This is a genomic window from Sulfuricaulis sp. (assembly GCF_040901545.1).
Classification (GTDB): domain Bacteria; phylum Pseudomonadota; class Gammaproteobacteria; order Acidiferrobacterales; family Sulfurifustaceae; genus Sulfuricaulis.
The window spans coordinates 16,632-41,866 of record NZ_JBBDYL010000068.1 but is presented as its reverse complement, the minus strand read 5'-3'; the positions used below and the strand labels follow the sequence as shown (position 1 = coordinate 41,866).

Genomic DNA, 25,235 nt, shown 5'->3' with positions numbered 1-25,235 from the left:
GTTAGGTCGGCCGTTCGGTGAACGGCCCATCGTCCTGCCTCGCCCCTGCACAGCACAGCCGCGCTTTACGGCTGGCGGGCGGGTTGCGAGGTTGGTCGGAGGCAGCGTCTACGTCCGGATCACGGCTCGCGCTGCTCACAAAATCGCCGGGAGCGACTTTGCAAAGCCCATCCTTGGGCTTTGCCCTTCGGGCCGCACTTTTCGGTGCGTCCAAAATCGTTCCCGACGATTTTGTGAACTGCCGCAGGCAGGCCCCGAGCGCGGAAGCGCTAGGGGTGAGGCCCAGGGACGGGCCGAGCAAAAAAGGTTCGAGCCTCGGTTAAGATGGTCCACCAACAAACCACAATGCCACCGCGAGGGTGGCATTGTTATTGATGGGGCTGACGTGAAAAACAACTCGCGTCGCGATTTTCTTGATTTTCCTGCCATGGTGATATCAACGATCATTTGACGCTTTCGATACCCTGCGATAGCTTAGCTTTTCGCTACCGTTCCAAATGGAGGATCCGTGGTAAAGAAATCCATCGCCACACCCAATTTCGAAGCGGCGCTGGCTGAGCTGGAAAAGATCGTGGAGAAAATGGAATCCGGCGAACAGACGCTGGAGGAATCCCTGAAATCATTTCAACGCGGGATCGAATTGACGCGCACCTGTCAACAGGGCTTGCGTGAGGCCGAGCAAAGGGTGGAGAAACTGATCCAGAAGAACAAGGAATTCGTGGCCGAACCGCTCCAGAGCGAAGACGAGTAACACCGAATTGCCCCCATTCATCGACCGGCTTCAGCGCTATCAGAAACGCGTAGAACTTGCGCTCGACGCGCGTTTGCCTCCGGCCCGACGAACACCCGCACGCCTGCATGAGGCCATGCGTTACGTCACGCTGGATGGCGGCAAGCGAGTGCGTGCCAGCCTTGTGTATGCCTCCGGTGAAGCCGTAGGGGCCGAGGACTCGGCGCTCGATACGCCTGCTTGCGCGGTGGAGCTGATTCACGCCTACTCACTCGTGCACGACGACTTGCCCAGCATGGACGACGACGCCTTGAGGCGTGGCAAGCCAACCTGCCATTTCGCTTTCGATGAAGCCACGGCATTATTGGCCGGAGATGCGCTTCAGTCACTGGCTTTCGAAATTCTGGCCGAAGATCGCGCGTTGACCGCGAGCGCAGAACGACGCGCGCAGATGATTACGCTGCTGGCGCAAGCTGCCGGATCGATCGGGATGGCCGGTGGGCAAGCCATTGATCTCGCCTCGGCCGGAAAGGTCGTGACGATTGAACAACTCGATGAAATGTATGCGCGCAAAACCGGAGCCTTGATTCGCGCGTCGGTTCTCTTGGGTGCGTATGCCCAGGCCGGGTTTGGGGCAGACATTCAACAAGCACTTGAAGAATACAGCCGCGCCGTGGGACTGGCGTTTCAGATTACCGATGATATTTTGGACGTGGAAGGCAATGCAGAAACACTCGGGAAAAATCCCGGTGTTGACATGGCACGCAGCAAACCCACTTATCCGCAATTGTTGGGTCTTTCCGAGGCCAAGGTGCAGGCCAAAAGACTGCACACACAGGCACTCGAAAGCCTTGCGCCTTTGGGCGATAATGGCCGCACCCTGGCAGAGTTGGCCGGATTTATCATCGAACGCCGCCTATGACCAAAGAACCGCCGCACGACCGCCGTTTCCTCGAGACGATCAACTGTCCCGACGATTTGCGACAGCTTGAGGAAAGTGATCTTCCGGTGCTGGCCCGGGAGATGCGGGCGTTTCTGATTGACAGCGTGTCCCGCACCGGCGGCCATCTGGCCGCGGGACTGGGCGCGGTGGAACTCACCATCGCGCTGCATTACGTTTTCAACACCCCGGAAGACAGATTGGTGTGGGATGTCGGCCACCAAACCTATCCGCACAAGATTCTGACCGGACGCCGCGATCAGATGCACACTTTGCGGCAGACGGGCGGTATTTCCGGATTTCCACGCCGAGAGGAGAGCGAGTTCGACACTTTCGGCGTGGGTCATTCCAGCACGTCCGTCAGTGCCGCCCTCGGCATGGCCGTGGCCGCGGCCCGCACCGGTTCCGAGCGCCAGGTCATCGCCGTGATCGGCGACGGGGCGTTGTCCGGTGGACAGGCGTTCGAAGCGCTGAACAATGCCGGCAACATCGACGCCAACCTGCTGGTTATCCTCAACGACAACGATATGTCCATCTCGCCGAACGTGGGGGCAATGTCGAGCTACCTCGCGCGCATTCTCTCAGGCAAGGTTTATACCCACATGCGCGAGGGTTCGAAAACCGTGCTTTCCACCATTCCCCCAATGTGGGAGTTCGCCAAGCGGGTGGAAGAACACATGAAAGGGATGGTGATGCCCAGCACATTGTTCGAGGAACTGGGCTTCAATTATTTCGGACCGGTGGACGGGCATAACCTGCATGCCCTCATCCGCATGCTCACAAACCTCCGTCAACTCACGGGCCCGCGCTTTTTGCACATAGCCACGCGCAAGGGCAAGGGATACGAACCGGCCGAGGGCGATCCCTGCGTGTATCACGGTGTCACCCCGTTCGATCCGGCCACCGGAAAAATGGAAAAAAAACCTGCCGGCGTTACTTACACGCAGGTCTTCGGCGAGTGGTTATGCGACATGGCCGAGCGCGATGTGCGGCTGATCGGCATTACCCCGGCGATGCGCGAGGGGTCGGGGCTGGTCAAATTTTCTCAGCGTTTTCCGAACCGGTATTTCGACGTCGGTATCGCCGAACAGCACGCGCTCACCTTCGCGGCGGGATTGGCGTGTGACGGGATGAAACCGGTGGTAGCCATTTACTCGACATTCCTGCAGCGCGGTTACGATCAACTCATCCATGACATCTGCATTCAAAACCTTCCGGTGCTTTTTGCCATCGATCGCGCGGGCCTTGTCGGCGCGGACGGTGCCACACACGCCGGCAGTTTCGATTTTTCCTATCTGCGCTGTCTGCCGAACATGAAAATCATGGCGCCGGCGGATGAGAACGAATGCCGGCAGATGCTGTATACGGGTTTTATGCAAGACGGTCCTGTCGCGGTACGTTATCCGCGTGGTTCCGGACCGGGCGTCGCGGTCGATCCCGATATGCAGGCGATTCCTCTCGGAAAAGGCGAGATTCGGCGCAAAGGCAAACGCTTGGCCCTATTGGCGTTCGGTAGCATGCTGGCACCATCCCTGGATGCCGGTGAAGCTTTCGATGCGACGGTGGTGAATATGCGCTGGGTGAAACCATTGGACCAGGATTTAGTCAGAGAACTCGTGAACAGTCATGAACTCCTCATTACCATCGAGGAAAATGCAGTCGCCGGAGGCGCCGGAAGCGCTGTGGGCGAATTTGTTCTCGCACAAGGACTCACCACGAATGTGATCAATCTTGGGCTCCCTGATCAGTTCATCGAACACGGTGATCACAAGTCACAACTCGCGAAGTGCGGTTTGGATGCGAGCGGCATTCGCCGTGCCATCCTGCGATACGCACCGACCAGTAGGCAAACGAAGCGGGAGTTCGCTTAAACTTGACTGAAGGTATCAACTACCCCATTATTGCCGCTCTTCTGATTATCGGTAACGTGTGATGGCGATAAAACTCAAAAGCAAATCCGAACCGGTCGAGATTGCCGACGTGCAAAACAGTCCGGATTTGCGTCACCTCCCGATCGAGAAAGTCGGAATCAAGGACATTCGCCACCCGGTGGTGGTCCGGGACCGATCTCAGGGAATACAGCACACGATTGCGACGTTCAACATGTACGTGGAACTGCCGCACAACTTCAAGGGCACACACATGTCCCGGTTCGTGGAGATTCTGAACAGCCACGATATGGAAATATCGGTGGAATCCTTCAAGGACATGCTCGCGGAAATGGCCCGGCGCCTGGACGCGGATACGGGACACATCGAGATGAGTTTCCCGTACTTTATCAATAAATCCGCCCCGGTTTCCGGGGTGCAGAGCCTGATGGATTACCAGGTAACGTTCACCGGCGAGATCCGGGAGGGTCAGGACATCATGACCATCAAGGTGGTGGTTCCGGTGACCAGCTTGTGTCCCTGCTCCAAGGAGATTTCCCGATTCGGCGCGCACAATCAGCGTTCGCACGTAACCCTGACCGTGCGCACCAACACTTTCGTGTGGGTGGAAGATCTTATCGATCTCGTTGAAAAGCAGGCGAGTTGCGAACTCTACGGATTATTGAAGCGTCCGGACGAGAAATATGTAACCGAACGTGCCTACGACAATCCCAAGTTCGTCGAAGACATGGTGCGCGACGTGGCCGCGATATTGAACAAGGATGAACGCATTGACGCCTACGTGGTGGAATCCGAAAACTTCGAGTCCATTCACAACCACTCCGCGTACGCGATGATCAAAAGGGACAAATTCCTCGACTAGAACCTATCTCAAAAACAGTAGGGTGCGCCCTGCGCACCGATCTACGGTTTAAACGAAGCCATTGGTGCGTGGGACGCACCCTACGAAAACCGAAACAGGGTATTTTGAGATAGGTTCTAGTCTGTTTTTCGAGTCTTCTCAGCTGTTTTTCTCTGATCGGACACGACACTCAGGTTGACCGGCAGCCGCTCGGAAGGTACCCCCACGTAAAATCCCTGGATGTAATCGATTCCGGATTTCTTCAGCATGGCGACCGTTTTTTCATCGCCCACGAATTCCGCAATGGTTTTCTTGCCAAGATTTCGCGCGATTTGAATGATGGCCAGCACCATGGTGAGATCGATGGAATTACGCGCCATGTTCTTCACAAAAGTCCCGTCGATCTTGATGAAATCCACCGGCAAATTCTTCAGGTAACTGAAAGAGCTGAAGCCGGTCCCGAAATCATCCAATGCAAACCGACAGCCGGTTTCCACCAGCCCTTGGATGAAACGCTTAGCCTTTTCCAGATTGCGCATCGCAGATTGCTCGGTTATCTCGAAAATTACATCCTCAGGCGGTATGCGGTTGTGATCGATCTGGTCACGGATCAGCTGCAGGACGGACAAATCCTCGAGAGACTGACCGGAAAGATTGATAGAAAAAACAATATTGCGCCCGACCGCACGGAATTCGGCCAACGCCTTCAATGCATTGATAACGACCCAACGATCGATGTCCGCCATGAGGCCGAAGCGTTGCGCCACGGGGAGAAAGATCGAGGGCAGAACCAAATCGCCATCTGGCCCGGGCATGCGCAGAAGCACTTCATAACATTCCTTTTCAGGATTGACGACATCGACAATCGGCTGGTAGACCAGCCGGAAATGATCCTTTTCGACAATCTGTTTGATATGCTGGAACCAGCCAATATCCGTGGCCATTACTTTTTTACTCTCGCCGCTCTCTTCATACAACTGAAAACGATTACGTCCGTGCGACTTGGCGGCAAAGCAGGCCATATCGGCGTGGCTCAATATCTCCTCTGCTGTATGCGCCTCGGGTTTGATCATGGCGATTCCAATACTGCAATTGATGCTAAATGTTTTATCACCCTCTACAAGTCGCAGATCGCGTATGATCTGATTGATCGCATCCGCCAAATCGACGGCGCCTTCCCGGGAAACGCTGCGTGCCAATATGGTGAATTCGTCACCGCCGAATCTCGACACCACGTCATTCTCGCGCACGCGGGATTTCAGCATTTCGGCAACACGAACCAGCAGCTTGTCGCCCGCGGCGTGTCCCATCGTGTCATTAACGTATTTGAACTGATCGAGATCGATGAAAAATACCGCGCTCTCGACGGCATCGTGCGAGACATGCTTTATTTCATTTTCCAGTTCACGCATGAAGGAGACTCGGTTAACGAGTCCCGTCAATGGATCGCTTTCCGCCATTTTGCGCAGAATTTCATCGCGTTTTTTGAGTGCCACGATGGTGGAGTTCAAGGCATCGCTGATGACGGCGATTTCCTTGTCTTTGGCGCGTTTTACACTGATTCCGATTTCACCCCGGGCGAGCTGCGCCAGCGGTGCCTGCAGGTCGGTTAGCGGCATCAGCGCCCGTCGAATCAACCGGCTCCCGAAAAATAGCGCGACCAACAGCAATAAAGCGATAACCAGACTGCCGGCGGCGATACTGCGGATGAGTTGTTCCTTGTAATAACCCGAATCAATGCTGAGGTCCAGGTATCCGATGATTTTTACATTCTCAGTATTCTCGTTGGAAAAGCTGAAGGTCAGCAGGCCATCCGAACGTATGGACTTGACGCGAATCGGCGCGACAAATCGCATATAAGCACTGCCAAAAATCGAGCGATCTACCAGATGTTTTCTTTCCGCGATCGAGGGATGTTTCAATTGCTCCAATTTCTCCGGTGTGAGCGGCGGAAACTGACTGCCATCCTTTACCCCAAATTCACCAAGGACTTTAGTGCCGGTAATATCGTAATAACGAACATAAGCGATTTCCGGAAAATTCCTGATCCGTTTTTCGATATTGATGATGTCCTGCTCCCCCTTCGATGCATACAGAGGCGTGCCCAAATCGTCGAGTTCCGCCAGCCATCGGGTTGCCTGCTTTTCGAGGTTGTCATCGATTAGCTTGCTGGACGTCCACCATAAACCGATATTTACAATGAGATACACCAGGACGGCGCCCATCATCTGCAATGCCAACAGCCGGTTGATGAGACTGCTTCCTCTCAACCAGGGGAACAGACGTTGCACTATTAACTCATCGCCCTGAGGAACCATGATTGATTTCCAGAGCTTTCTCAAATCAATGGCCACGCTTGGTTTCCTCGGAAAATCCGGTTAGAGGCAAGTTAAAGCGTCTTGCCATCACAGAATTGAACTTGATTTTGATTTTCGTCAGCGGAGCGATCGGGATGCCGGGGCTAGTGTGAACTTGCTTGACCCGAGTGACCACTTGTTCGGCAATGTCTGCATAATAACTTTCTGCACTGAGCAGTCCGCCCAGACCAAGCAGTTCGTAATTAAAGACAGCGACCTGTTTACCCTCCTTGGCGCTGTAGTTCATCATGTCGCGGATAACGTCGCGACTTAGAACTCGGTTATCCGGAACCAGCCACAGCCCCTGTATTTTCGGTGTGATCCTCTTGAAGGCATAGAGGGTCTCTTTGTCCGAGCGCACTTCAATGTGGATAAGTTCCAGATTTTCATCTTTTGCGGCATTGCGAGCCTCCGTCATCAGGCCGCGCAAGTTCTTTCCCGTAATTACACCAATTTGCTTCAAATCCGGATACATTAACTTCCAGACATGAAACAGCTGCTTAACGGGCGGAGTCGCCGCTACACCTCGCATTGAGTTTGAAACCAAGCCGGCATCCTCGTAGTTAAACACCTGGCAAAAAATCACTTTCTTGTTTGTGAGCTTTTGTGCCAGCTTTGCGGCATCAAATCCTACGGCCACTACCGCTGTAACATCGGAAGATTGGATTTTATTTAGTATGGAACGATTCGCGATACTGACGCTGCTGAGTTCATAGGTTTCAGTTCGTTCTTTGTAGATTTTTTTTATCTCTCGCTCGACTTCAACAAATGCCGGCGCCATGCCACTTAGAATAATAGCTATACTGCCTTGCTGTTTCTTTGTAGATGTTTCCGGCTTCTGGGGCGCCACGGTGCTGCATGCCGAGGTGAAAACAAACAATACGGAAAGCAGCGTCACGATCCGGTTAACTTTCAGTGAGCAGAAAATATCCGGGCAATGGCGAGCCGGAAGACCACCGGTCGCATCAGGGACAGCGGTTACTCGATTTAGGGTATCCTGCATGAACCACCCGTGAGATACTCCATTGCTGTAACAAGAGAAGATCGCTAACGCATTTAGCTATTTTTGCATTATTCATGCCAAAACCACGGAAGAACGGACGGAATCCCCCGGCGTTTAACTCAGCACAGTCCCAATAGCCGGTTGATAATAAAGATATTTTTTAGGACACGATTGAACTACATTTGATAGGTGATTTCTCAAATTCGCGAATGTTTTCTCCCCACTCGCAAATCGCTGAAATCGAGGCTTATATTCTGGATTCGCGTTATTTTACGAATAATTAATTTTTCCGGATGGAGGTGTTATTTGCACAGAGAATCTTGACGCAGGAAGGATGAGCCATTAAAAACAATTTCGAAAAATCCGAAACAGTAATGAACAAATTATAAGAAATCGCTTAAATCCGCGCGGCGCCACTCGGCACGGACGACCCTCCATTTGCCGTCTTCTTGCAAAAAAGTAATTTCAAAACGATGCAAACTGGCGCGAATGTTTTCCAGCTCCTGAGAATTTGCAATAGGAGTACCCGCCATGGCAACAAATACTATTGCCTGCATTTGTTTTGGCTCTGAAGCTGTAATCGATTGAATCCGTGTCAGGAGGTGAATAGACTCGTTACGCAGAAAATAATACCGCAATATGGATTCGACGGCTTTCTTGTCCTGGCCTTGACTGTCGGAATATTTCTCGGAAATAGTGTCTCGAAGCACTTTTGTTTCTTTCTTTTCCGCCGCCGCCTCGCCAAGCGCGATCAAGGCGCGCACTTGCGCTTCCGGTGTTTCGGAATCCCGACTGCAAGAAACGAATAGAGATGCGGCCGTGAGTCCAGCAGCAATACTAAGCGTGTAATTCAAAAGATTGAATTTATTCATGCTTATCATGGTACTTTCTGCCTGCTATCTGGCGATACCGGAAGCAATCTAGGGTGTGATCATTCACCATTCCCACTGCCTGCATGAAGGCATAGCAGATTGTCGAGCCGACAAATTTGAATCCGCGCTTTTTAAGTTCGGCGCTCATGGCATCCGACTGACCTGATTTTGCAGGCACGTCTTTTTGATACCGCCAGCGGTTGCTCACGGGTTGGCCCCCGACAAATTGCCAAATATAACGGTCGAAACTGCCGAATTCTTTCTGTATCTCGAGGAATGCCCTGGCGTTTAATATCGAGGCGCGGATCTTCAACCGGTTGCGAACAATACCCGCATTCTTCAGGAGCAGGCGCGCCTTGCCGGATTTATAGCGCGCGATCCTGGCCGCATCGAAATTGTCGTAGGCCTTGCGGTAATTCTCACGCTTATTGAGAACCGTCGACCAACTCAGGCCCGCTTGAGCCCCCTCCAGGATCAGAAACTCGAATAACCGGCGATCGCTGTGAACCGGTACTCCCCATTCACGGTCATGATATTCCTGGTATGACGGATTCGTGTTTTCGGCCCAAGCGCATCGGCGTATCATGGTATCGTTTCCGGTCAAAAAGATAATTGAGCGCCCACCAAAATCAGAAACATACTGGCCTATGCAATCAGCAAGCCTTGATGATCGCAACCACAAAAAGAATCCACGCGGCAATAAACGCCACTCCACCGAAAGGCGTGATCATTCCCAGCCAGCGCATACCGCCCACGCTCAACATATAAAGACTCCCGGAGAACAGAATAATTCCCGCCAGCATCAGCCACCCAGCCCATTTCAAATAAACCGAGTCAACTATGTGCAGCCCCACGATCCCAACCGTCAGCAGCCCGAGCGCATGAAACAGACAGATGGTATTGCACCCCGGTCTGGTACACCACCAGCATCTCCACCGTCATCCGCGCCTTCAACCCATGCGCCCCGAAGGCACCGAGCAACACCGCGAATGCCGCATTAATGGCGCCCAGTATCAGAATTAATTTCGATGACGGTGGCATTCAGTTATTAAACTGGATAATAAAGATATTCCGTGAATCCAGCCTACTGGATAGGTCAAATGGTGAAAGTCACGAGAATTATCATACTTGCCTGAGCGTGGTGTAAATAGGTTTAAATCCGGCATATTCACCGGTGCTTCCCGCTTTAAGACCAAATTTCGGTTTCGCTCAACAGCAGGAGGCGGGAGAAATAATTTGAAACCAAGAAAATTATTATCAACAGGTGTTAATTTAAGTCTGTCAGTTTGATTTTTAGTTGAAAAAACACCAATGGTACGGACTTCGGGTCCACCTTCGGCACAAACGTCATGTTTACCGAAACGTTCTTGGTTCCCAGGGAAAAAGCGGGCAGAACGCCGATGAATGGCTTTTCATCCCTGAAATCCTTCCTGGTCATGACAAAACCCACTGCGCCAGCTTCAACATGCAGATGATTAAATTGATATCGCCGCATTATACCTCCGCCGGCATAGTACGAAGGATTCCGATTAGAATCCTTGAAACCGGACACTGTTACAAAGGGAATCCAATTTTCGTCGATCGGCGCCAGATCGTATTGAAGTCCTGCACCCCAGTTTTTCTCGTTGAAATTTTTATTGGCTGAATTGAAGTGAATTGCCTTCCCATTCACGAGGAGGCTTAATTGATCGGCGCCGGCGGTACGGCCTGAAAACCCAAGGAAACCCGCGATCAAAATATAAATCAGTATCCCGCTTAGAAATTTACGCTGTCCACGCAGGACGTAGGAACAAGCATTACTCTCTTTGAGTGCGTTTTGCATCGCCGTATCCCTCCAGGGGAATATCGGCGCAAAGCTTTCGGCACAACATACTGCGGATGGGCGGAACGGCGAGCGATGCAATGCATCGTGCAAGCCTAGGGAAGTAACTTATTATCATCGCTTTTCATTACCATTGCGTTCCGGCGATCCCGCTGTCATAGGGCTTGCGCCCCTTAGACCGGTGACTTTGCGCCCCCAACCTTTCAGCCGGAGTTGCCTTTATCAGAACCTCTAACCCATGACAGAATAGCTGACTGTCATGCAAACAATTAAGCTGCAACATACGTGCCAGTGGAGGACATGCGGGGAAAACCCCTATTATTGGGCTAAATATCAATAAATCAGCGAAGCGAAGAAATAATTAAGCAGAAACTTTCAGGATGGCGATGACGAACAGCGCTCAAACCAGGATAAAAAGCTATTCCGCCGATAGGGGTCACCATCCCCAGCCAGCGCAGCCCGCTGACGCTGAGCACCTAGAAACTGCCGGAAAAGAGCACAATCCCCGCCAGCATCAGCCACCCGGTCCATTTCAGATAAACCGAGTCAACTATGTGCACCCCCACGATCCCGACCGCCAGCAGCCCGAGCGCGTGAAACAAGTGATAATGCACCCCTGGACTGATACACCGCCAGCATCTCCGCCGATATTTTCGTCTGCAGCCCAGGCGCCCCGAACGCGCCGAGCATGACCACCAGCGCCGCATTAATGCCACCGAGGATGATTAAGAGTTTCGCGGTGGGAAACACTACAGGATCGAGATTTGGTTTAACGCCCATTTGAAACGCGCGTGGCGCATGCCGCAGCAGGCGTTGCTCTGGAGGTGGTTTTTAGCGTTACTTCGAGGCAGCCACTGGCTGAAGTGTAAACACACGCGCGAATTTTGCCGCAGCCGCGATATCGCCGCGTTTTAGCGCGTCGTGTACATCGTCAAGCTTGTACGCGGCTTCCACCGACAGGTGCGGAGACCATTGGTCTCATCTTCGAGAAGCTCAGCATCCACCTTGGCAACGTACCCGGCTTCGTGCACATATTCAACTCTATGGCGCTTACTCCTATCGGATGACGACCCGCTGCCGCGGAGTTGCCCAACGCGTCCCGACACTGTTTTATCTCCGGTCAACTCGGCATCTCAGCGCTTGGAGACGAGCCCCCGGCCCTGACTCGGCGTTGCCAATCGGGTCCGCGATTCCGCCGACGTGGAATAGAAGCTGACGCCGTTGCGCCCGCCCTGCTTGACCCGGTACATGGCGGCGTCCGCCAGCCGGAGGAGGGCCTGTGGATCGTTACCGTCGTCGGGATAAGTGCTGACGCCGATGCTGGCCCCGATGGGGTGCGTGCCTCGCCGGCTCACGACCGGCTGCGACAACACGTCCAACAGCTTGCACCCTACGGTATAACCGCTCGATATATCCTCAAGATCGGCCAACAGAACGCAGAATTCGTCGCCGCCGATGCGGGCGACCATGTCCGTCTCGCGCACCACCTGTTTCATGCGGGCGCCAATCGTCTTCAGCAACTCGTCGCCGACCACGTGCCCATAGGTGTCGTTGACGGCCTTGAAGTTATCGAGATCGATATACAACACCGCCACTCGCAGCCCACGACGGCGCGCGCGTGCCATCGCCTCCCGGCAAAACCGTTCGAACTCTCCCCGGTTCGGCAGGCCGGTCAACGGGTCATGGGTCGCGAGGAATTTCAGGCGTTCCTCGTTGGCCTTGTGCGGGGAGATGTCGTTGAAAACCCCTACGTAGTGGTCGATCGTACCGCGGCGCTGGTCGTACACGGCGCTCAGGCTCAGGCGCGTCGGATACACTTCATCGTTCTTGCGCACGTTCCAGACCTCGCCCTCCCAGCGGCCCGTGGAGCGCACGTCCTCCCACACGGCGTAAATCGTCGGGCCGGGAATTTTCACCGACTGCGGCCGCGCAAACATCTGGCCGACTACCTCCTCGGGCGTGTAACCCGTGATGGTCGTGAACGCGTGATTGACCGTCACGATGCGCCGCTTGCTGTCCAGAATCATGATGCCGTCGGCGGTGGTGCGCGAACGCGTCGGCCAGCAGGCGGTAGTTGTCCTCGGTCCGGCGCGCCTGGCCCAGGATGCGCGCGGACAGGTAAACGCCGAGCACGATCAGGAGCGAGATGGTTGCGGACACGGCCCACGCCAGCGTGGACCTGATCCGGCGCACCGCCTCGCCCAGCGTGGCGGTAAAGGCGTCCTCCAGCGGCTTTACGCCCGCGTCGACGGCGTGCACCTGAACGAGAATTGCCTCGATCCGTTTTGCAGACGGAGCATTAGAGGAAAGAACGGCGTGCAGATCGCCGCCTAGCTGCTTGAGCTGGGCAATGTACGTGTCGCCCTCCCCCCATATCGACACGGAACGCTTGAAGTAGGAATATTCCGCACAGCAACGGTAGAGGCGGATCATGCCGGGAATATCATCGGGGTGATTGTCGCCTCCCAGCAACCCGGAATAGGCCTTGGTGTAATCGAAGTCGGGCTTGTCCATTTCGAGCCGCGCCCGCTGATCGCTCACCAGAATCGAAAGCGCCCGCTGGTAACGTTCGAAATGCGTCGGCTCACGGGTACGGGCGTAGAGCGTGAGCGAGTACACCGCGTCGCGTTGCGCCTTCGACCACAGACCCTCGCCGGCCACGTAGGCGCGCGCGGCCGACAACACCTCCATCGCGCCCAGCGCCAGCAGCAAGGAGATAATAATGATGCTGAGAAAGAGGCTGAAGACGGGAACGAACCGTCTTGCAAAACCAACTCGCCCGGTAGTGTTTAAAACATCCTGCATGGCGATCCCTCGCACAGCCAACCGAATCAGCGGAACAAATACCGCCTGGTCCATCAGGCGTCGGTGATTATTGAATCTTCAATACAATTTTAGGCCGGAAATCCGTTGGCGGGCAGGAATAAACTGACATATGGTTAGTGTGGAATTATCGGCGGCAGGCAACAAGTATCCATGCAGCAAAATTGCGGTCGGAGGGAACTATTGTTGTTTTTTGCGCTAACGATTTGCCGAAAAGCATCAGACCGATTTCGCAATCGCGATTACAAACACAATCCACGCAGCAATAAACGCCAGCCCGCCGAACGGCGTCACCATCCCCAGCCAGCGCAACCCGCTCACGCTCAGCACATACAGACTGCCGGAAAAAAGAATAATACCGGCCAGCATCAGCCAGCCGGCCCATTTCAGATAAACCGAGTCAACTATGTGCAGCGCCACGATCCCGACCGCCAGCTGCCCGAGCGCGTGAAACAGATGGTAATGCACCCCGGTCTGGTACACCGCCAGCATCTCCGCCGTCATCCGCGCCTTCAACCCATGCGCCCCGAACGCGCCGAGCATGACCACCAGCGCGGCATTGATGCCGCCGAGGATGAGAAATAGTTTTGCGGTAGAAAACATTTTCTTAAAAAATCTGAGATACGTCGTTAATAGAGAATTGCTACAATTATCTCATCCCCTTTAGCTTCACAGTCAGATCTTGTGCTCTGCGCCCAAGGTCATAAGCCTCATCAGCTAATACCCGCAGAATTTCAGGTGTAACAATTTCTGAAGCCGGCTTATTTTGCTGCTGCTTGAGATCAGAGAATCGATAACGCACAAACACTGCTTTACCACTCATATCCTCATTTAAACCGAATACACCATGCGCGAAATCATGCCTGCGGTCTTTCTTATGCTGAATGTCAGCAGCTAGCTGCTTAATGTCTTGACGCAATGCAGCGTCCGGAATCCATTTCTTGCTTTCTGCTAATGTCCGCAATGCACGGCACAAAGGTTGCAGATCGGATCCGAATAACAATGCAAAGCCGGCGTCTCGTTCTATTTTGAAACCGACGCGAATAATGACACCTAGTTGAAATGCAACATAGCTCCACTGTGTTATGAGTTCTCCGATCCCTGTCTTAATTTCATCAGGTACGTTCTCTGCCGAAAATCCGGATTTCCGGATTGGTGCTTTTCTGGCAGGACGAGAAGGCTTGGAAAGATTCATTGCTTGTCCATGATGAATCTAAGTGGTAAGGCTTTGCTACGATCTGATTAAATGATCTGCTATGAATTATTGTTCGCAAACCCACTCTACAATTTCACATATTTTTTGATTTCGGAATTTTCCATGCACACCTGCACAAACTGAATCATTGTGTCCGTAGATTCCTCCTATCGAAAACCTTCCATAATAACCACTATTTTCATCAACGATCACAGGCGGATCACTGGCACTGGTTCCACAAGCGCTTTGATCTTTATAAAGTCCTTTCCCGCCATACTCTAATAAATACCCCTGCAGAATAAATTGTCATCGTAGATACCCGAACACCGCCCAAACTTTCCATTACCGTTAAAAATGGAGTCAGAGGCAGTTTCATCACAGTTTAAGCAGCCAAGATAAACGTCGTGATTCGTGCCACCAAATATCATTATTTTTGATTCTGACGCCACCGCACCGTTGGTGATCAGCATTAAAAAAATTATAAGCGTCCTCAACATCGGTTATCCGGGTCTGGCCTCGTTTTTAATCTTGGTTGTATTGTCATTGTTGTGCTTCTCGCAGTCGGTGTAAAGCCGAACGACAGGTAGGTTTGCTGCCACCCCGTATGGCGCGCCCGAGCCTCGCAGCCGGTCCCGGAGTTCTCGCGCACCCCGTGTCGAGCCCGGAGCGCGTTGTTTGCGCCCGGCGAGTTGGGGTGTGCGCCGGGACCGGCGAGAAGCGCAGGGAAGTTGTCGCGCCATCCGGGGGACGTGCTTTCTTTGGTGACTTTCTTTGCACGAGCAAAGAAAGTCACCCAGGGTGCAGGGGCGGAGCAACCCGCAATTAGCTTTTCACCGTCGGCGAAGCCGACACAACAAATTGTTCGGTGGGTTACGGCAAGAATCTCCTAACCCACCCTACACGTAATAAAAATAAATTCAGGTTTTCGCCAAAATTTCCTCATATAGCTTTTTATCGCCGGAACTGAAACAGCAACAAATAATCTCATCAAATTTATTCTCATACTCCCTCATGACCATGACCGCAATCTCCGCAGCCTTTGCTTTCGGATACCCATACACCCCCGTACTGATCCCCGGAAACGCAATAGACTTCACGCCGTGCCGCAAGGCCAATTCAAGGGAATTCCGGTAACAGTTCGCCAGAAGCGTTGGCTCGTGGGATTTGCCACCGTGCCAGACGGGGCCAACGGTATGAATGATCCACTTTGCGGGGAGCTTGTAGCCGGGTGTGATTTTCGCTTCCCCGGTGGGACAACCGCCAAGTGTACGGCATTTTGCGAGCAGCTCCGGACCGGCAGCACGATGAATCGCACCATCGACGCCCCCGCCGCCCAGCAAGGTTTCATTTGCCGCATTGACGATGGCATCTATCTTCAGCGTCGTGATATCGGACTGGATCGCCCGGACCATAAATTATTTGACGACCCGGAGGTTCGGTCCCTTGCCCGGCGGTTTACCATCAGGAGGCGTGCCATCCGGAGAGGGATCATGATTGCCATCGGGCGGGTTTTCCGGAAACGTAAGGCCTTGGCCGTTTTCCTGTGCATAGATCGCCAGCACGGCGGTGTAGGGAATTTCGATTTTATGGCTCCTTACGCCGAAACGTGCAGAAAACCGCAAGGTATCGATCGAAAACTCAAAATGACTCACCGCCCGTGGATGGACGTTAAGCACAATTTTTCCATCGTCGACATGGGTAAACGGGACCTTGACTCCCGCGGCCTTGGCGTCCGCCACGACGTGGGGGGTGTAACCGCTTTCAACCGCCCAGTCATGAACCGCGCGAAGAAGATAAAGCTTTAGTGGTGTCATGCGCGCAAAGTCACGCCTGAATCGCAAAACAAACCCGATGTGTTCACCGCGTACGGGAACGCATTGCTTTTTCCGCTTCGGTGAGTGATAGCTTGAAGGATTTGCGCGCAAACAGGCGTTCTGCGTATTCGAGAATTGGCCTGGCCTGCCGGGGAAGTTCGACATTCCAATGATCCAGACGCCAGAGTATCGGCGCCAGTGAACAATCAACGAGGGAAAATTCCTCGCCCATGGCGAATTGCTGTTCTTTGAAGATCGGTGAGATGACCGTGAGTCCGTCACGCAGGGCGTGGCGCGCGCGAGTGGCTGATTTTTTGTCGCCTGCGGAGAGGTCGTGAACCAGGCTATACCAATCGCGATCGAAGCGCGCCAGCATAAGGCGGGCGCGGGCGCGCGAAACGGGATCGACCGGCATTAACGGTGGATGCGGGAGACGTTCGTCGAGATATTCATTAATGATATTTGATTCGTACAATACGAGATCGCGGTCCACCATGGTAGGGACCTGGTTATAGGGATTGTGCTCGCCCAATTCACGCGGCTTTTTGTTCACGTCCACTTCGACAATCTGACACTCGATGTCCTTTTCGAAGAGTACGATGCGTGTACGATGACTGTAGGGATCCGTTGTTCCCGAATAAAGCGTCATGATGGGTTTGCGCGCTGCGGGCGTGGTCATCGTGTTTCTCCGTTATGCCATGTCATCCGGGTTGGTTCCTACCGTACACCGGGAACATCTTCGATTCAGTGAATGTCCTTCCAGTATTCCTTCTTGAGCAAATAAGCAAAGACCAGAAATACGACGAGAAATATCAAGACGTAAATGCCAATCCGGTAACGGACCAATTTCGCCGGTTCGCCGAGATAGACCAGAAAATGGGTAAGATTAAGCATGGCTTTGTCGTATTCTTTCGCAGTCATGCTTCCGGGTTTTTCCAGCTCCAATCGGTCGAAAACTTCGGTTTCAATTTCTTTTTCGATTCTATTTCCATCAATTACGACATGACTTTTTCTCTTTACCGTCTTGTAAACCGCGCGCTGATCGCCCTGCCATTCATAGAGGACATGCGGCATGGCCACATTCGGAAAAACGACATTATTCCAACCGGAAGGAGATTTGTTGTCTCGGTAAAAGCTTCGCAGATAAGTATAAACCCATTCCGGACTGCGTGAGCGGGTGATTAATGAAAGATCGGGTGGTACCACGCCAAACCACAACTTGGCATCGTCTTTCGGCATCACGGCCTTCATCAAGTCGCCCACTTTATCAGCGGCAAACAGCAGGTTTTCCTTGATCAGTTCCTCACTGATGCCAAGATCCTGTCCCATGCGGTTGTAACGCATGTAAGACGCGCTGTGGCAGGACAAACAGAAATTTACGAATATTCTGGCGCCACGCTGCAAAGAATCCTTGTCATTCAGATCGATGTTGACGGGGTCGAGTTTGACGCTCTCACCGCCGCTGGCCTGAGCGTATCCCGGAAGACTCAGTAAGAATAAAATCAACGCCAGCGTTTTCATTTCCACGTCACTCTTTCCGGTACCGGCTTCGTCTTGTCATATTTGGTATACCACGGCATCAGCAGGAAAAAGGCGAAATACAATACGGTACCGATTTGCGCGATGACGAGATTTGGACCCGCGGCCGGCCTCGTCCCGAGATAACCCAGGACAAGAAAAACAACGGCAAATAACATGAGCGCGGTCTTATACATCCAGCCACGGTAGCGGATGGATTTGACTGGCGAGCGATCCAGCCATGGCAGAAAGAAAAACACCGCGATTGAAAGCCCCATGAAAACAACGCCCCAGAGCTTTGCTTCAATGCCGAAGAAGGCAAATGTGTTTGCCCGCAGAATCGAATAAAACGGAGTAAAGTACCACAACGGCACGATTTCTGGCGGTGTCTGCAGGATGTTGGCCGGCACGAAATTGTCCCGCTCAAGAAACCATCCACCGAGCTCCGGGGAAAAAAACACCACGGCGGCAAAAATCATTAGAAAAACCGCAACACCGACAATGTCCTTCACCGTGTAATACGGATGAAACGGGATTCCATCGAGCGGGAAGCCGTCCGGACCTTTCTTTATCTTGATTTCAACCCCGTCCGGATTGTTCGATCCGACCTGGTGCAGCGCCACGATATGCATGAACACCAGAGCCACAAGAATAAGGGGAATCGCGATCACGTGAAATGCGAAGAAACGATTCAGCGTCGCATCCGACACCACGAAATCGCCGCGGATCCATTCAGCAAGCGTGGGGCCGATCAGCGGGATCGCGTCGAAGAGCGAGATGATGACCTGGGCACCCCAGTAGGACATATTGCCCCACGGCAGCAGGTAACCCATAAAGGATTCGGCCATAAGCGCGACATAGATCACCATGCCGAGGAGCCAGACCAATTCGCGCGGTTTGCGGTGCGATCCATACAATAAGCCGCGGAACATGTGAAGATAAACCACGATGAAGAAAAACGAGGCACCGACAGAATGCATGTAGCGGATCAGCCAACCCCAGTTCACATCACGCATGATGTACTCAACCGAAGCAAAGGCAAGATTCGTGTCAGGCTTGTAGTGCATGGTGAGAAAAATCCCGGTAACAATCTGCAGCACCAGCATCAGCAATGACAGCGAACCGAAGTAATACCAGAAATTGAAATTCTTTGGGGCGTAGTACTTCGCCAGATGCTCGTTCCATACCTTTGTCAGCGGAAAACGATCATCTATCCACGTAAGGAGCTTTTCCATCAGGCGGCTCCCGTCGCATCGGCACCGATGATAATGCGTGTGTCGCTCAGGAAAGTATACGGGGGCACCTTGAGGTTGGTGGGCGCAGGAACGTTTTTGTAAACCCGGCCGGCAAGGTCAAACTTGGAGCCATGGCAGGGACAGAAGAATCCGCCGGGCCAATCGTCTCCCAGCCCCGAAACGTCGCCCGCCTGTAATCGCTGTGCGGGCGAACACCCCAAGTGGGTACAAATACCGACCAAAACCAAGAACTCGGGTTTGATGGACCGTGTGGCGTTCTGAGCGTAGCTCGGCTGCTGCTCAATCACGGAGGATTCCGGATCGGCAAGTTCATTTATGACTTCGGACAGTGACTTAAGCATTTCGGGTGTGCGCTTCAGGATCCATACCGGATTGCCGCGCCATTCCACGGTGAGCAGCTGACCGGGCTCGATCTTGCTGATGTCCACCTCAACCGGGGCGCCAGCGGCCTTGGCGCGCGCGCTGGGGAGCATGCTCATAACGAAAGGGGATGCCGCGAACGCGGCGCCAACAATACCCAATCCGCTGGTAACCGCCAGTAACCGCCGGCGACGCGGATTGACAACCTCTTCACTCATGTAACCCCCTCGGTAGTGATGGTGCGGTGATAAAAAAAATCACGCACACTGGCGTAATTTTCTGAGGAAAATCAGTCGATTAAATTATAATCAGCCTGCATTGTCCTGAAAAACGGCGCCTAGGATTATATATCGGTTCGCCTGAGTCAAGCGATAGGCCAAGTCGCGGAAAACTATTTTCATGCTATTCATACGCATCGACCAGCCATGATAATCCGATGTAATTCTCGAGTATTCGATAGAATCAGCCGGTGAAATAGGCCAAATATCCTGACGTATATGCCACTGCAAAAAAATTTATCCTATATTGCCCAGGCTGTTGTTCTCGGATTGGCCATTGCGTTCATCGTGACGTATCTCTGGCCGGAAATCGCCAGGCATGAAACACCGGCCGTGGATGTTCGCCAGACTCCGGACCCCTTGCCGGCGATACATCCCGCGTCCGGTCCGTATTCCTATTCCGCCGCCGTGGACAGGGCTTCCCCCGCCGTCGTCAACATCAACACGGCCAAGGTCGTCACCGTACGGACACATCCGTTTTTCGACGATCCGATCTTTCGCCAGTTCTTCGGCAACCCCAAGGATTTGATCACACCTCGCAAACGCATTGAGACCAGTCTTGGCTCTGGCGTCATCATGAGCGACAAAGGTTTCATTCTGACCAATCACCACGTGATCAAAAGCGCGGACGCCATTCAGGTTTCATTGCAGGACGGCCGGATGGCGGAAGCCAAAGTGGTGGGGAGCGATCCGGAGACAGATATTGCGGTATTGAAAATCAACCTGAAAAAACTCCCCGTCATCACGCTGGGCCGTTCTGACGGCCTGCGTGTCGGGGATGTAGTGCTGGCGATTGGCAATCCCTTCGGTGTGGGCCAAACCGTGACAATGGGGATTGTCAGTGCCACAGGCCGGAACAAGCTCGGTATCAGCACGTTTGAGAATTTCATCCAAACCGATGCCGCGATCAATCCCGGAAATTCGGGTGGCGCGCTGATCGATGCGGAAGGCAACCTGGTCGGCATCAATACCGCGATTTTCTCGCGCAGCGGGGGAAACCAGGGAATCGGATTTGCGATCCCGACCAGTATTGCGGAAAGCATCATGCAAGAAATTCTGCAACACGGGCGGCCCCTGCGTGGCTGGCTGGGGGTTGAGGCTCAGGCGATAACTCCGCAAATCGCCAAAGCCCTCGAGCTTGAAAAAAACGAAGGCGTGGTAGTGGTGGGTGTGATGCGCGACGGACCGGCGCATCGCGCCGGAATCCAGCCGGGAGATGTAATCATTTCGATCGATGGTAAAAAAATCACGGAAGCCCGACAGGCATTGCTCGCCATTTCCAGCCGTAAACCCGGCAGCCGGGTGAAGATCGAGGTACTGCGTAATGGCGAACAGGTAAGGCTCGAAGCGGTTGCCATCGAGCGCCCGCCGAAGGAAACGGTGCCTAATCCATAACTGCTTGTTCCGGGGCGGCTCCGGCATCGACAAACTAAATCCGGCGGAATGCTACTTTTTCCTCCTGCGGCGCTTGGTCCTTTTGGGATAAGAGGCACCAAGTTTCTTCATCTCTTCCTCGATCTCATTGTCTGTCAGATTATCCTCGCCGCTGTTTTCCGCCGCGTTGGCGGCACGTTTAATGCGACGGGCGAAAAACAGCCCGACCTCGAAGAGCAGGATCATCGGCACGGCCAGAAAAAACTGCGAAAAAATATCCGGGGGGGTGATCACCGCCGCCACGATGAATGCCCATAGAATCACGTAGGGCCGCTTTTTCGAAAGCGTGTGCGGATCGACCACACCCATGCGGGAGAGCAGTATCACCGCCACCGGCACTTCAAACGATATACCGAAGGCAAAGAACATGGAAAAAACAAAATCCAGATATGACCGTATGTCGGTCATCATGGTCACGCCCGGAGGCAACGCGTGCACGAAAAAACCGAAAGCCATGGGAAACACGACAAAATAGGCGAAGGCCATGCCACCGTAGAAAAGCAGGGTACTGGAAACAAGCAATGGCATAACCAGTTGTTGTTCGTGGCGGTACAATCCGGGAGCGACAAATGCCCAGAGCTGATACAGCAAGAAAGGTATCGTGATGACTACGGCGACGGCTAGCGTGAGCTTGATAGGCGTCAGAAATGGCGAGGCCACTTCGGTGGCAATCATTCCCGCACCGACCGGAAGCACGCCGATAAGCGGCTTGGCCACCAGCGTGTACACATCGCTGGTAAACGGCAACAGAGCACCAAATACCACGCCGACAGCGATCACCGAGTAGAGCAAACGGTCGCGCAGCTCAAGGAGATGCGAAATAAGGCTGCCTTCAGCGCCGCCTGGACTTTCGTTTTCGGCCATGTTTCGTTCCAGATGGAGATTTGTTTTCCGATCGGGTGCGTGCGCGCTTCGCCAGCGGAGCAGATGCCGCTGTTCCGGAAACCGCTTTTGCCGCCGGTTCCCTAGAATATGTCGTGGGGTCTGATTCAGAGGCTAATTTTGAAAAATCCCTGACAAGTTCGCCCGAAGCATTTTCCATCAGATGACGAGTATCGCTCAGCTCTTGCTTGAGCTTGCGCAATTCAATCAGTTCTTCGTGCTGAATTTCCCGGTCAAGATCCTGCTTTACGTCGGTGATGAAGCGCCTGAGCTTGCCCATCCACCGACCGGCCGTTCGCGCCACTTCCGGCAATCGCTTGGGGCCCAAAATGATCAGGGCGATCAAGCCGATCGCCACCAATTCCGAGAAACCGATGTCGAACATCGCGCTTGTTTACGGAGGGAGTAAAGACTATCAGTTCTTGTTTTTTACTTTTGAGGTAACTTCGGCATCGATCGTCCGTTCGGATCCGTTGGCTATCTTTTTAGCCTCGGGATTCTCGTCCGATTCCGACTCGGGCTTTTCTCCGTCTTCCTTCATCGACGTTTTGAAGCTCTTGATAGCGCCACCCAAATCGCTGCCAAGATTGCGCAGTTTCTTGGTGCCGAATATCAGCAGAACGATGACTAATACGACAAGCCAGTGCCAAATGCTGAATGTACCCATGATTTATCTCCAGAATAATTTCGTTCGCGCTGATCTATAATTGCGCATTTACAGCCGTAAGTTGGATGGCATGCCTTTTACCGGCGCTTCAGACGTTCCGCTTTCTCATCCAGACCCGAGACGCCGAACCGGCGCTCCAACTCCAAAAGAATATCATCCGGCTTAAGGTCCGTTTGTGCAAGCATAATTAGCGTGTGAAACCATAGATCCGCGGTTTCATGAATGATCCTGGCCCGGTCACCGCTCTTTGCCGCAAGCACGGTTTCCGTCGCCTCTTCACCGACCTTCTTGAGTATCGCGTCAAGTCCCTTGACGTACAGACCCGCAACATATGAATTTTGCGGATCGCCCGATTTGCGTGCCTCCAGTAAAGCGGACAATTTGTTCAACACATCGGACATGTCATTTATTGCCGTAAATTTCCCGTTCAGGCTTTAGCACCGGATCATCCGTTACCCATCGGTCACCCTGCAAGTGTTGATAAAAACAGCGTTCGCGTCCGGTATGGCATGCAATGCCGCCCTTTTGTTCAACGAGAAACAACACGGCGTCGTTATCGCAATCGAGACGAATATCCTTCACCACTTGAACATGGCCCGACTCCTCTCCCTTGCGCCAGAGTTTCCGGCGCGAACGCGACCAATACACGGCCTGTCCTTCCTTTACCGTCGCGGCCAGGGCTTCACGGTTGACCCACGCAAGCGTAAGCACCTTCCCGGTTCCCGCCTCCTGGGCAATCGCCGGTACCAGGCCATCGCCGTTCCATTTCACCGCATCGAGCCAAGAATTGTTCATTTAATATAAAACTCACTCGCGTGACAGCGTGGGAATTTAAATAACGAATGAATAATTTGAATAATCAGAGAATGATCTTAACGCCTTTGCGCCCCTACGGCAAAAACACGCTTACAGCCTCACTTCAATCCCCGCCTCGGCCATTCGTTGTTTGGCCTGTACAACGGTGTATTCTCCAAAGTGAAATATGCTCGCGGCCAGCACGGCGTCGGCGTGACCGGCGAGAATGCCTTCGACGAGGTGATCAAGATTCCCCACTCCACCCGAGGCGATCACCGGGATGCTCACCGCATCCGACACGGCACGCGTCAGCTCGAGATCAAATCCATCCTTCGTGCCATCACGGTCCATGCTGGTCAACAGGATTTCGCCCGCGCCGAATTCGGTCATCTTTCTGGCCCACGCCACGGCATCCAAACCGGTAGGACGGCGTCCGCCGTGGGTGTAAACCTCCCATCGTCCCGGGCCGATCTGCTTGGCGTCAATGGCTACGACGATGCACTGCGATCCGAAATGTTCTGTCGCCTCTTTGACGACCTCAGGTCTGGCGACCGCTGCCGTATTGAATGCCACCTTGTCGGCTCCCGCATTCAGCATGCGGCGCACATCTTCCACTTTGCGGATGCCTCCTCCCACGGTAAGAGGAATGAATACCTCGGCGGCCATCGCTTCCACGATGTGAATCATGGTATCGCGATGGTCCGAGCTGGCCGTGATGTCCAGAAATGTCACCTCGTCGGCGCCCTGTTCATCGTAGCGACGCGCGATTTCCACCGGGTCACCGGCATCACGGATATCGATAAAACGCACGCCCTTCACTACGCGACCGTTGTCCACGTCAAGACAGGGAATAATGCGTTTGGCCAGTCCCATGAGAAAAATTGAATGGACAGGATTTACAAGATTAACAGGATTGGAAAATTAAAAATAAAAGATTTCCAGTTTTAATCCTGTAAATCCTGTTAATCCTGTCTATTTCGTTTTTGTCAGCTCGTCCGCGAGCTTCTGGGCCGCGGCGAAATCAAGCGTCCCTTCGTATATGGCGCGGCCGGTGATCGCGCCGATAATGCCCGAGTCGACAACTTCACAAAGTTTTCGTATGTCTCCAAGATCGGTTATCCCTCCCGAGGCGATGACCGGGATCGAGATGGCACTGGCAAGCTTGACGGTCGCTTCGATGTTAATTCCGCTCAGCATGCCGTCACGGCCAATGTCGGTATAGACAATCGCTTCAACACCTTCTTTTTGATATTTCTTCGCCAGGTCGATGACATCATGTCCGGAAAGCTTGGACCATCCGTCGATGGCCACTTTACCGTCCTTGGCATCGAGCCCCACGATGATGTGCCCGGGAAATTCCGCGCACACGTCGCTGACAAAATGCGGGGCGTTTACCGCCTTGGTACCGAGAATCACGTACTGCACACCCATGTCGATATAGGACTGGATCGTATCCTCATCACGTATCCCTCCACCCACCTGGATCGGGAGATCGGAAAACGTCTCGCGAATTGACTGGATGGCGACCGCATTAACCGGTTTGCCGGCATGGGCGCCGTTCAGATCGACGATATGCAACCGGCGCGCCCCGACATCCACCCAACGTTTGGCCATCGCGAGGGGATCATCGGAAAAGATCGTCGCTTCTTGCATGCGACCCTGGCGCAGACGCACGCACTTGCCGTCCTTGATATCAATCGCAGGAATGAGTAACACCGGTTGGCTCCAGATATTTCCTGATTTTCAGTATGGATTCGCG

General features: G+C 53.4%; 26 protein-coding genes, 2 pseudogenes and 1 riboswitch. Of the genes and pseudogenes, 5 read left to right on the top strand and 23 right to left on the bottom strand.

What is annotated here, in order from left to right; genetic code table 11:
* Positions 1-508: 508 nt before the first annotated feature.
* From WD823_RS14005 to folE2, 4 genes are all read left to right on the top strand, one after another.
* Entirely contained in the window at positions 509-751 is a 243-nt protein-coding gene (locus WD823_RS14005) for an exodeoxyribonuclease VII small subunit (protein ID WP_368430113.1), read from the top strand.
* A 7-nt stretch (positions 752-758) separates the two neighbouring features.
* Complete coding sequence (locus WD823_RS14000) at positions 759-1,652, top strand: polyprenyl synthetase family protein (RefSeq protein ID WP_368430112.1); 894 nt, start codon at positions 759-761, stop codon at positions 1,650-1,652.
* Positions 1,649-3,541: a 1-deoxy-D-xylulose-5-phosphate synthase gene (gene dxs, locus WD823_RS13995; protein WP_368430111.1), complete on the top strand. Its 1,893-nt coding sequence runs from the start codon at positions 1,649-1,651 to the stop codon at positions 3,539-3,541. Before WD823_RS14000 ends, dxs begins: the two co-directional genes overlap by 4 nt.
* A gap of 61 nt (positions 3,542-3,602) precedes the next feature.
* Complete coding sequence (folE2, locus tag WD823_RS13990; protein ID WP_368430110.1) at positions 3,603-4,421, top strand: GTP cyclohydrolase FolE2; 819 nt, start codon at positions 3,603-3,605, stop codon at positions 4,419-4,421.
* A 116-nt stretch (positions 4,422-4,537) separates the two neighbouring features.
* Here the strand turns inward: folE2 and WD823_RS13985 are convergent, their stop codons facing one another.
* The 16 genes and pseudogenes from WD823_RS13985 to petA form a co-directional block, all read right to left on the bottom strand.
* Entirely contained in the window at positions 4,538-6,718 is a 2,181-nt protein-coding gene (locus WD823_RS13985; protein ID WP_368430109.1) for a putative bifunctional diguanylate cyclase/phosphodiesterase, read from the bottom strand.
* 25 nt (positions 6,719-6,743) lie between these two features.
* Positions 6,744-7,760, bottom strand: a complete 1,017-nt coding sequence (locus WD823_RS13980; protein WP_368430108.1) for an ABC transporter substrate-binding protein — start codon at positions 7,758-7,760, stop codon at positions 6,744-6,746.
* Positions 7,761-8,143: 383 nt separating this feature from the next.
* The gene (locus tag WD823_RS13975; RefSeq protein WP_368430107.1) at positions 8,144-8,632 is read right to left on the bottom strand and encodes a hypothetical protein; all 489 of its coding nucleotides are present in this window, start codon (positions 8,630-8,632) and stop codon (positions 8,144-8,146) included.
* Complete coding sequence (locus tag WD823_RS13970) at positions 8,625-9,218, bottom strand: DNA-3-methyladenine glycosylase I (RefSeq protein ID WP_368430106.1); 594 nt, start codon at positions 9,216-9,218, stop codon at positions 8,625-8,627. Before WD823_RS13970 ends, WD823_RS13975 begins: the two co-directional genes overlap by 8 nt.
* 67 nt (positions 9,219-9,285) lie before the next feature.
* A pseudogene (locus WD823_RS13965) lies at positions 9,286-9,673 on the bottom strand (DUF423 domain-containing protein).
* Positions 9,674-9,899: 226 nt separating this feature from the next.
* Positions 9,900-10,454, bottom strand: a complete 555-nt coding sequence (locus WD823_RS13960) for a hypothetical protein (RefSeq protein ID WP_368430105.1) — start codon at positions 10,452-10,454, stop codon at positions 9,900-9,902.
* Positions 10,455-10,593: 139 nt separating this feature from the next.
* Positions 10,594-10,682, bottom strand: a riboswitch (cyclic di-GMP riboswitch).
* 113 nt (positions 10,683-10,795) lie between these two features.
* Positions 10,796-11,144 (bottom strand): annotated as a pseudogene (locus tag WD823_RS13955) (DUF423 domain-containing protein).
* A gap of 443 nt (positions 11,145-11,587) precedes the next feature.
* Positions 11,588-12,481 carry a diguanylate cyclase gene (locus WD823_RS13950; protein WP_368430104.1) on the bottom strand — a complete coding sequence of 298 codons (894 nt, stop codon included), beginning with the start codon at positions 12,479-12,481 and terminating at the stop codon, positions 11,588-11,590.
* A 1,015-nt stretch (positions 12,482-13,496) separates the two neighbouring features.
* Entirely contained in the window at positions 13,497-13,880 is a 384-nt protein-coding gene (locus tag WD823_RS13945) for a DUF423 domain-containing protein (protein WP_368430103.1), read from the bottom strand.
* Positions 13,881-13,926: 46 nt separating this feature from the next.
* Positions 13,927-14,472: a hypothetical protein gene (locus WD823_RS13940; protein ID WP_368430102.1), complete on the bottom strand. Its 546-nt coding sequence runs from the start codon at positions 14,470-14,472 to the stop codon at positions 13,927-13,929.
* Between the two features lie 917 nt (positions 14,473-15,389).
* Positions 15,390-15,884: an O-acetyl-ADP-ribose deacetylase gene (locus WD823_RS13935; protein ID WP_368430101.1), complete on the bottom strand. Its 495-nt coding sequence runs from the start codon at positions 15,882-15,884 to the stop codon at positions 15,390-15,392.
* Positions 15,885-15,887: 3 nt separating this feature from the next.
* The gene (locus WD823_RS13930; protein ID WP_368430100.1) at positions 15,888-16,286 is read right to left on the bottom strand and encodes a stringent starvation protein B; all 399 of its coding nucleotides are present in this window, start codon (positions 16,284-16,286) and stop codon (positions 15,888-15,890) included.
* A gap of 43 nt (positions 16,287-16,329) precedes the next feature.
* Positions 16,330-16,938, bottom strand: a complete 609-nt coding sequence (locus tag WD823_RS13925) for a glutathione S-transferase N-terminal domain-containing protein (protein WP_368430139.1) — start codon at positions 16,936-16,938, stop codon at positions 16,330-16,332.
* Positions 16,939-17,030: 92 nt separating this feature from the next.
* The gene (locus WD823_RS13920) at positions 17,031-17,807 is read right to left on the bottom strand and encodes a cytochrome c1 (protein WP_368430099.1); all 777 of its coding nucleotides are present in this window, start codon (positions 17,805-17,807) and stop codon (positions 17,031-17,033) included.
* Positions 17,804-19,039, bottom strand: a complete 1,236-nt coding sequence (locus WD823_RS13915) for a cytochrome bc complex cytochrome b subunit (protein ID WP_368430098.1) — start codon at positions 19,037-19,039, stop codon at positions 17,804-17,806. Before WD823_RS13915 ends, WD823_RS13920 begins: the two co-directional genes overlap by 4 nt.
* On the bottom strand, positions 19,039-19,638 hold the full coding sequence (gene petA, locus WD823_RS13910) for a ubiquinol-cytochrome c reductase iron-sulfur subunit (protein ID WP_368430097.1): 600 nt from the start codon (positions 19,636-19,638) through the stop codon (positions 19,039-19,041). The genes WD823_RS13915 and petA overlap by 1 nt, the downstream gene beginning before the upstream one ends.
* Positions 19,639-19,917: 279 nt before the next feature.
* Here petA and WD823_RS13905 point away from each other — a divergent pair, with 279 nt between their 5' ends.
* Positions 19,918-21,093: a Do family serine endopeptidase gene (locus WD823_RS13905; protein ID WP_368430096.1), complete on the top strand. Its 1,176-nt coding sequence runs from the start codon at positions 19,918-19,920 to the stop codon at positions 21,091-21,093.
* 51 nt (positions 21,094-21,144) lie between these two features.
* Here the strand turns inward: WD823_RS13905 and tatC are convergent, their stop codons facing one another.
* The 7 genes from tatC to hisA all read right to left on the bottom strand — a co-directional run bounded on the left by tatC (position 21,145) and on the right by hisA (position 25,192).
* Positions 21,145-21,996, bottom strand: coding sequence for a twin-arginine translocase subunit TatC (gene tatC, locus WD823_RS13900; protein WP_368430095.1), 852 nt, complete (start codon positions 21,994-21,996; stop codon positions 21,145-21,147).
* Positions 21,965-22,399, bottom strand: a complete 435-nt coding sequence (gene tatB / locus WD823_RS13895) for a Sec-independent protein translocase protein TatB (RefSeq protein WP_368430094.1) — start codon at positions 22,397-22,399, stop codon at positions 21,965-21,967. The genes tatC and tatB overlap by 32 nt, the downstream gene beginning before the upstream one ends.
* A gap of 30 nt (positions 22,400-22,429) precedes the next feature.
* Complete coding sequence (gene tatA, locus WD823_RS13890) at positions 22,430-22,681, bottom strand: Sec-independent protein translocase subunit TatA (RefSeq protein ID WP_368430093.1); 252 nt, start codon at positions 22,679-22,681, stop codon at positions 22,430-22,432.
* A gap of 77 nt (positions 22,682-22,758) precedes the next feature.
* Positions 22,759-23,082, bottom strand: a complete 324-nt coding sequence (locus WD823_RS13885) for a phosphoribosyl-ATP diphosphatase (protein ID WP_368430092.1) — start codon at positions 23,080-23,082, stop codon at positions 22,759-22,761.
* Position 23,083: 1 nt separating this feature from the next.
* The gene (gene hisI, locus WD823_RS13880; RefSeq protein WP_368430091.1) at positions 23,084-23,476 is read right to left on the bottom strand and encodes a phosphoribosyl-AMP cyclohydrolase; all 393 of its coding nucleotides are present in this window, start codon (positions 23,474-23,476) and stop codon (positions 23,084-23,086) included.
* 111 nt (positions 23,477-23,587) lie between these two features.
* Positions 23,588-24,349 (bottom strand): imidazole glycerol phosphate synthase subunit HisF, encoded by a 762-nt coding sequence (hisF, locus tag WD823_RS13875; protein ID WP_368430090.1) that lies wholly within the window; start codon positions 24,347-24,349, stop codon positions 23,588-23,590.
* Positions 24,350-24,448: 99 nt separating this feature from the next.
* Complete coding sequence (hisA, locus tag WD823_RS13870) at positions 24,449-25,192, bottom strand: 1-(5-phosphoribosyl)-5-[(5-phosphoribosylamino)methylideneamino]imidazole-4-carboxamide isomerase (protein WP_368430089.1); 744 nt, start codon at positions 25,190-25,192, stop codon at positions 24,449-24,451.
* Between the last annotated feature and the right edge of the window lie 43 nt (positions 25,193-25,235).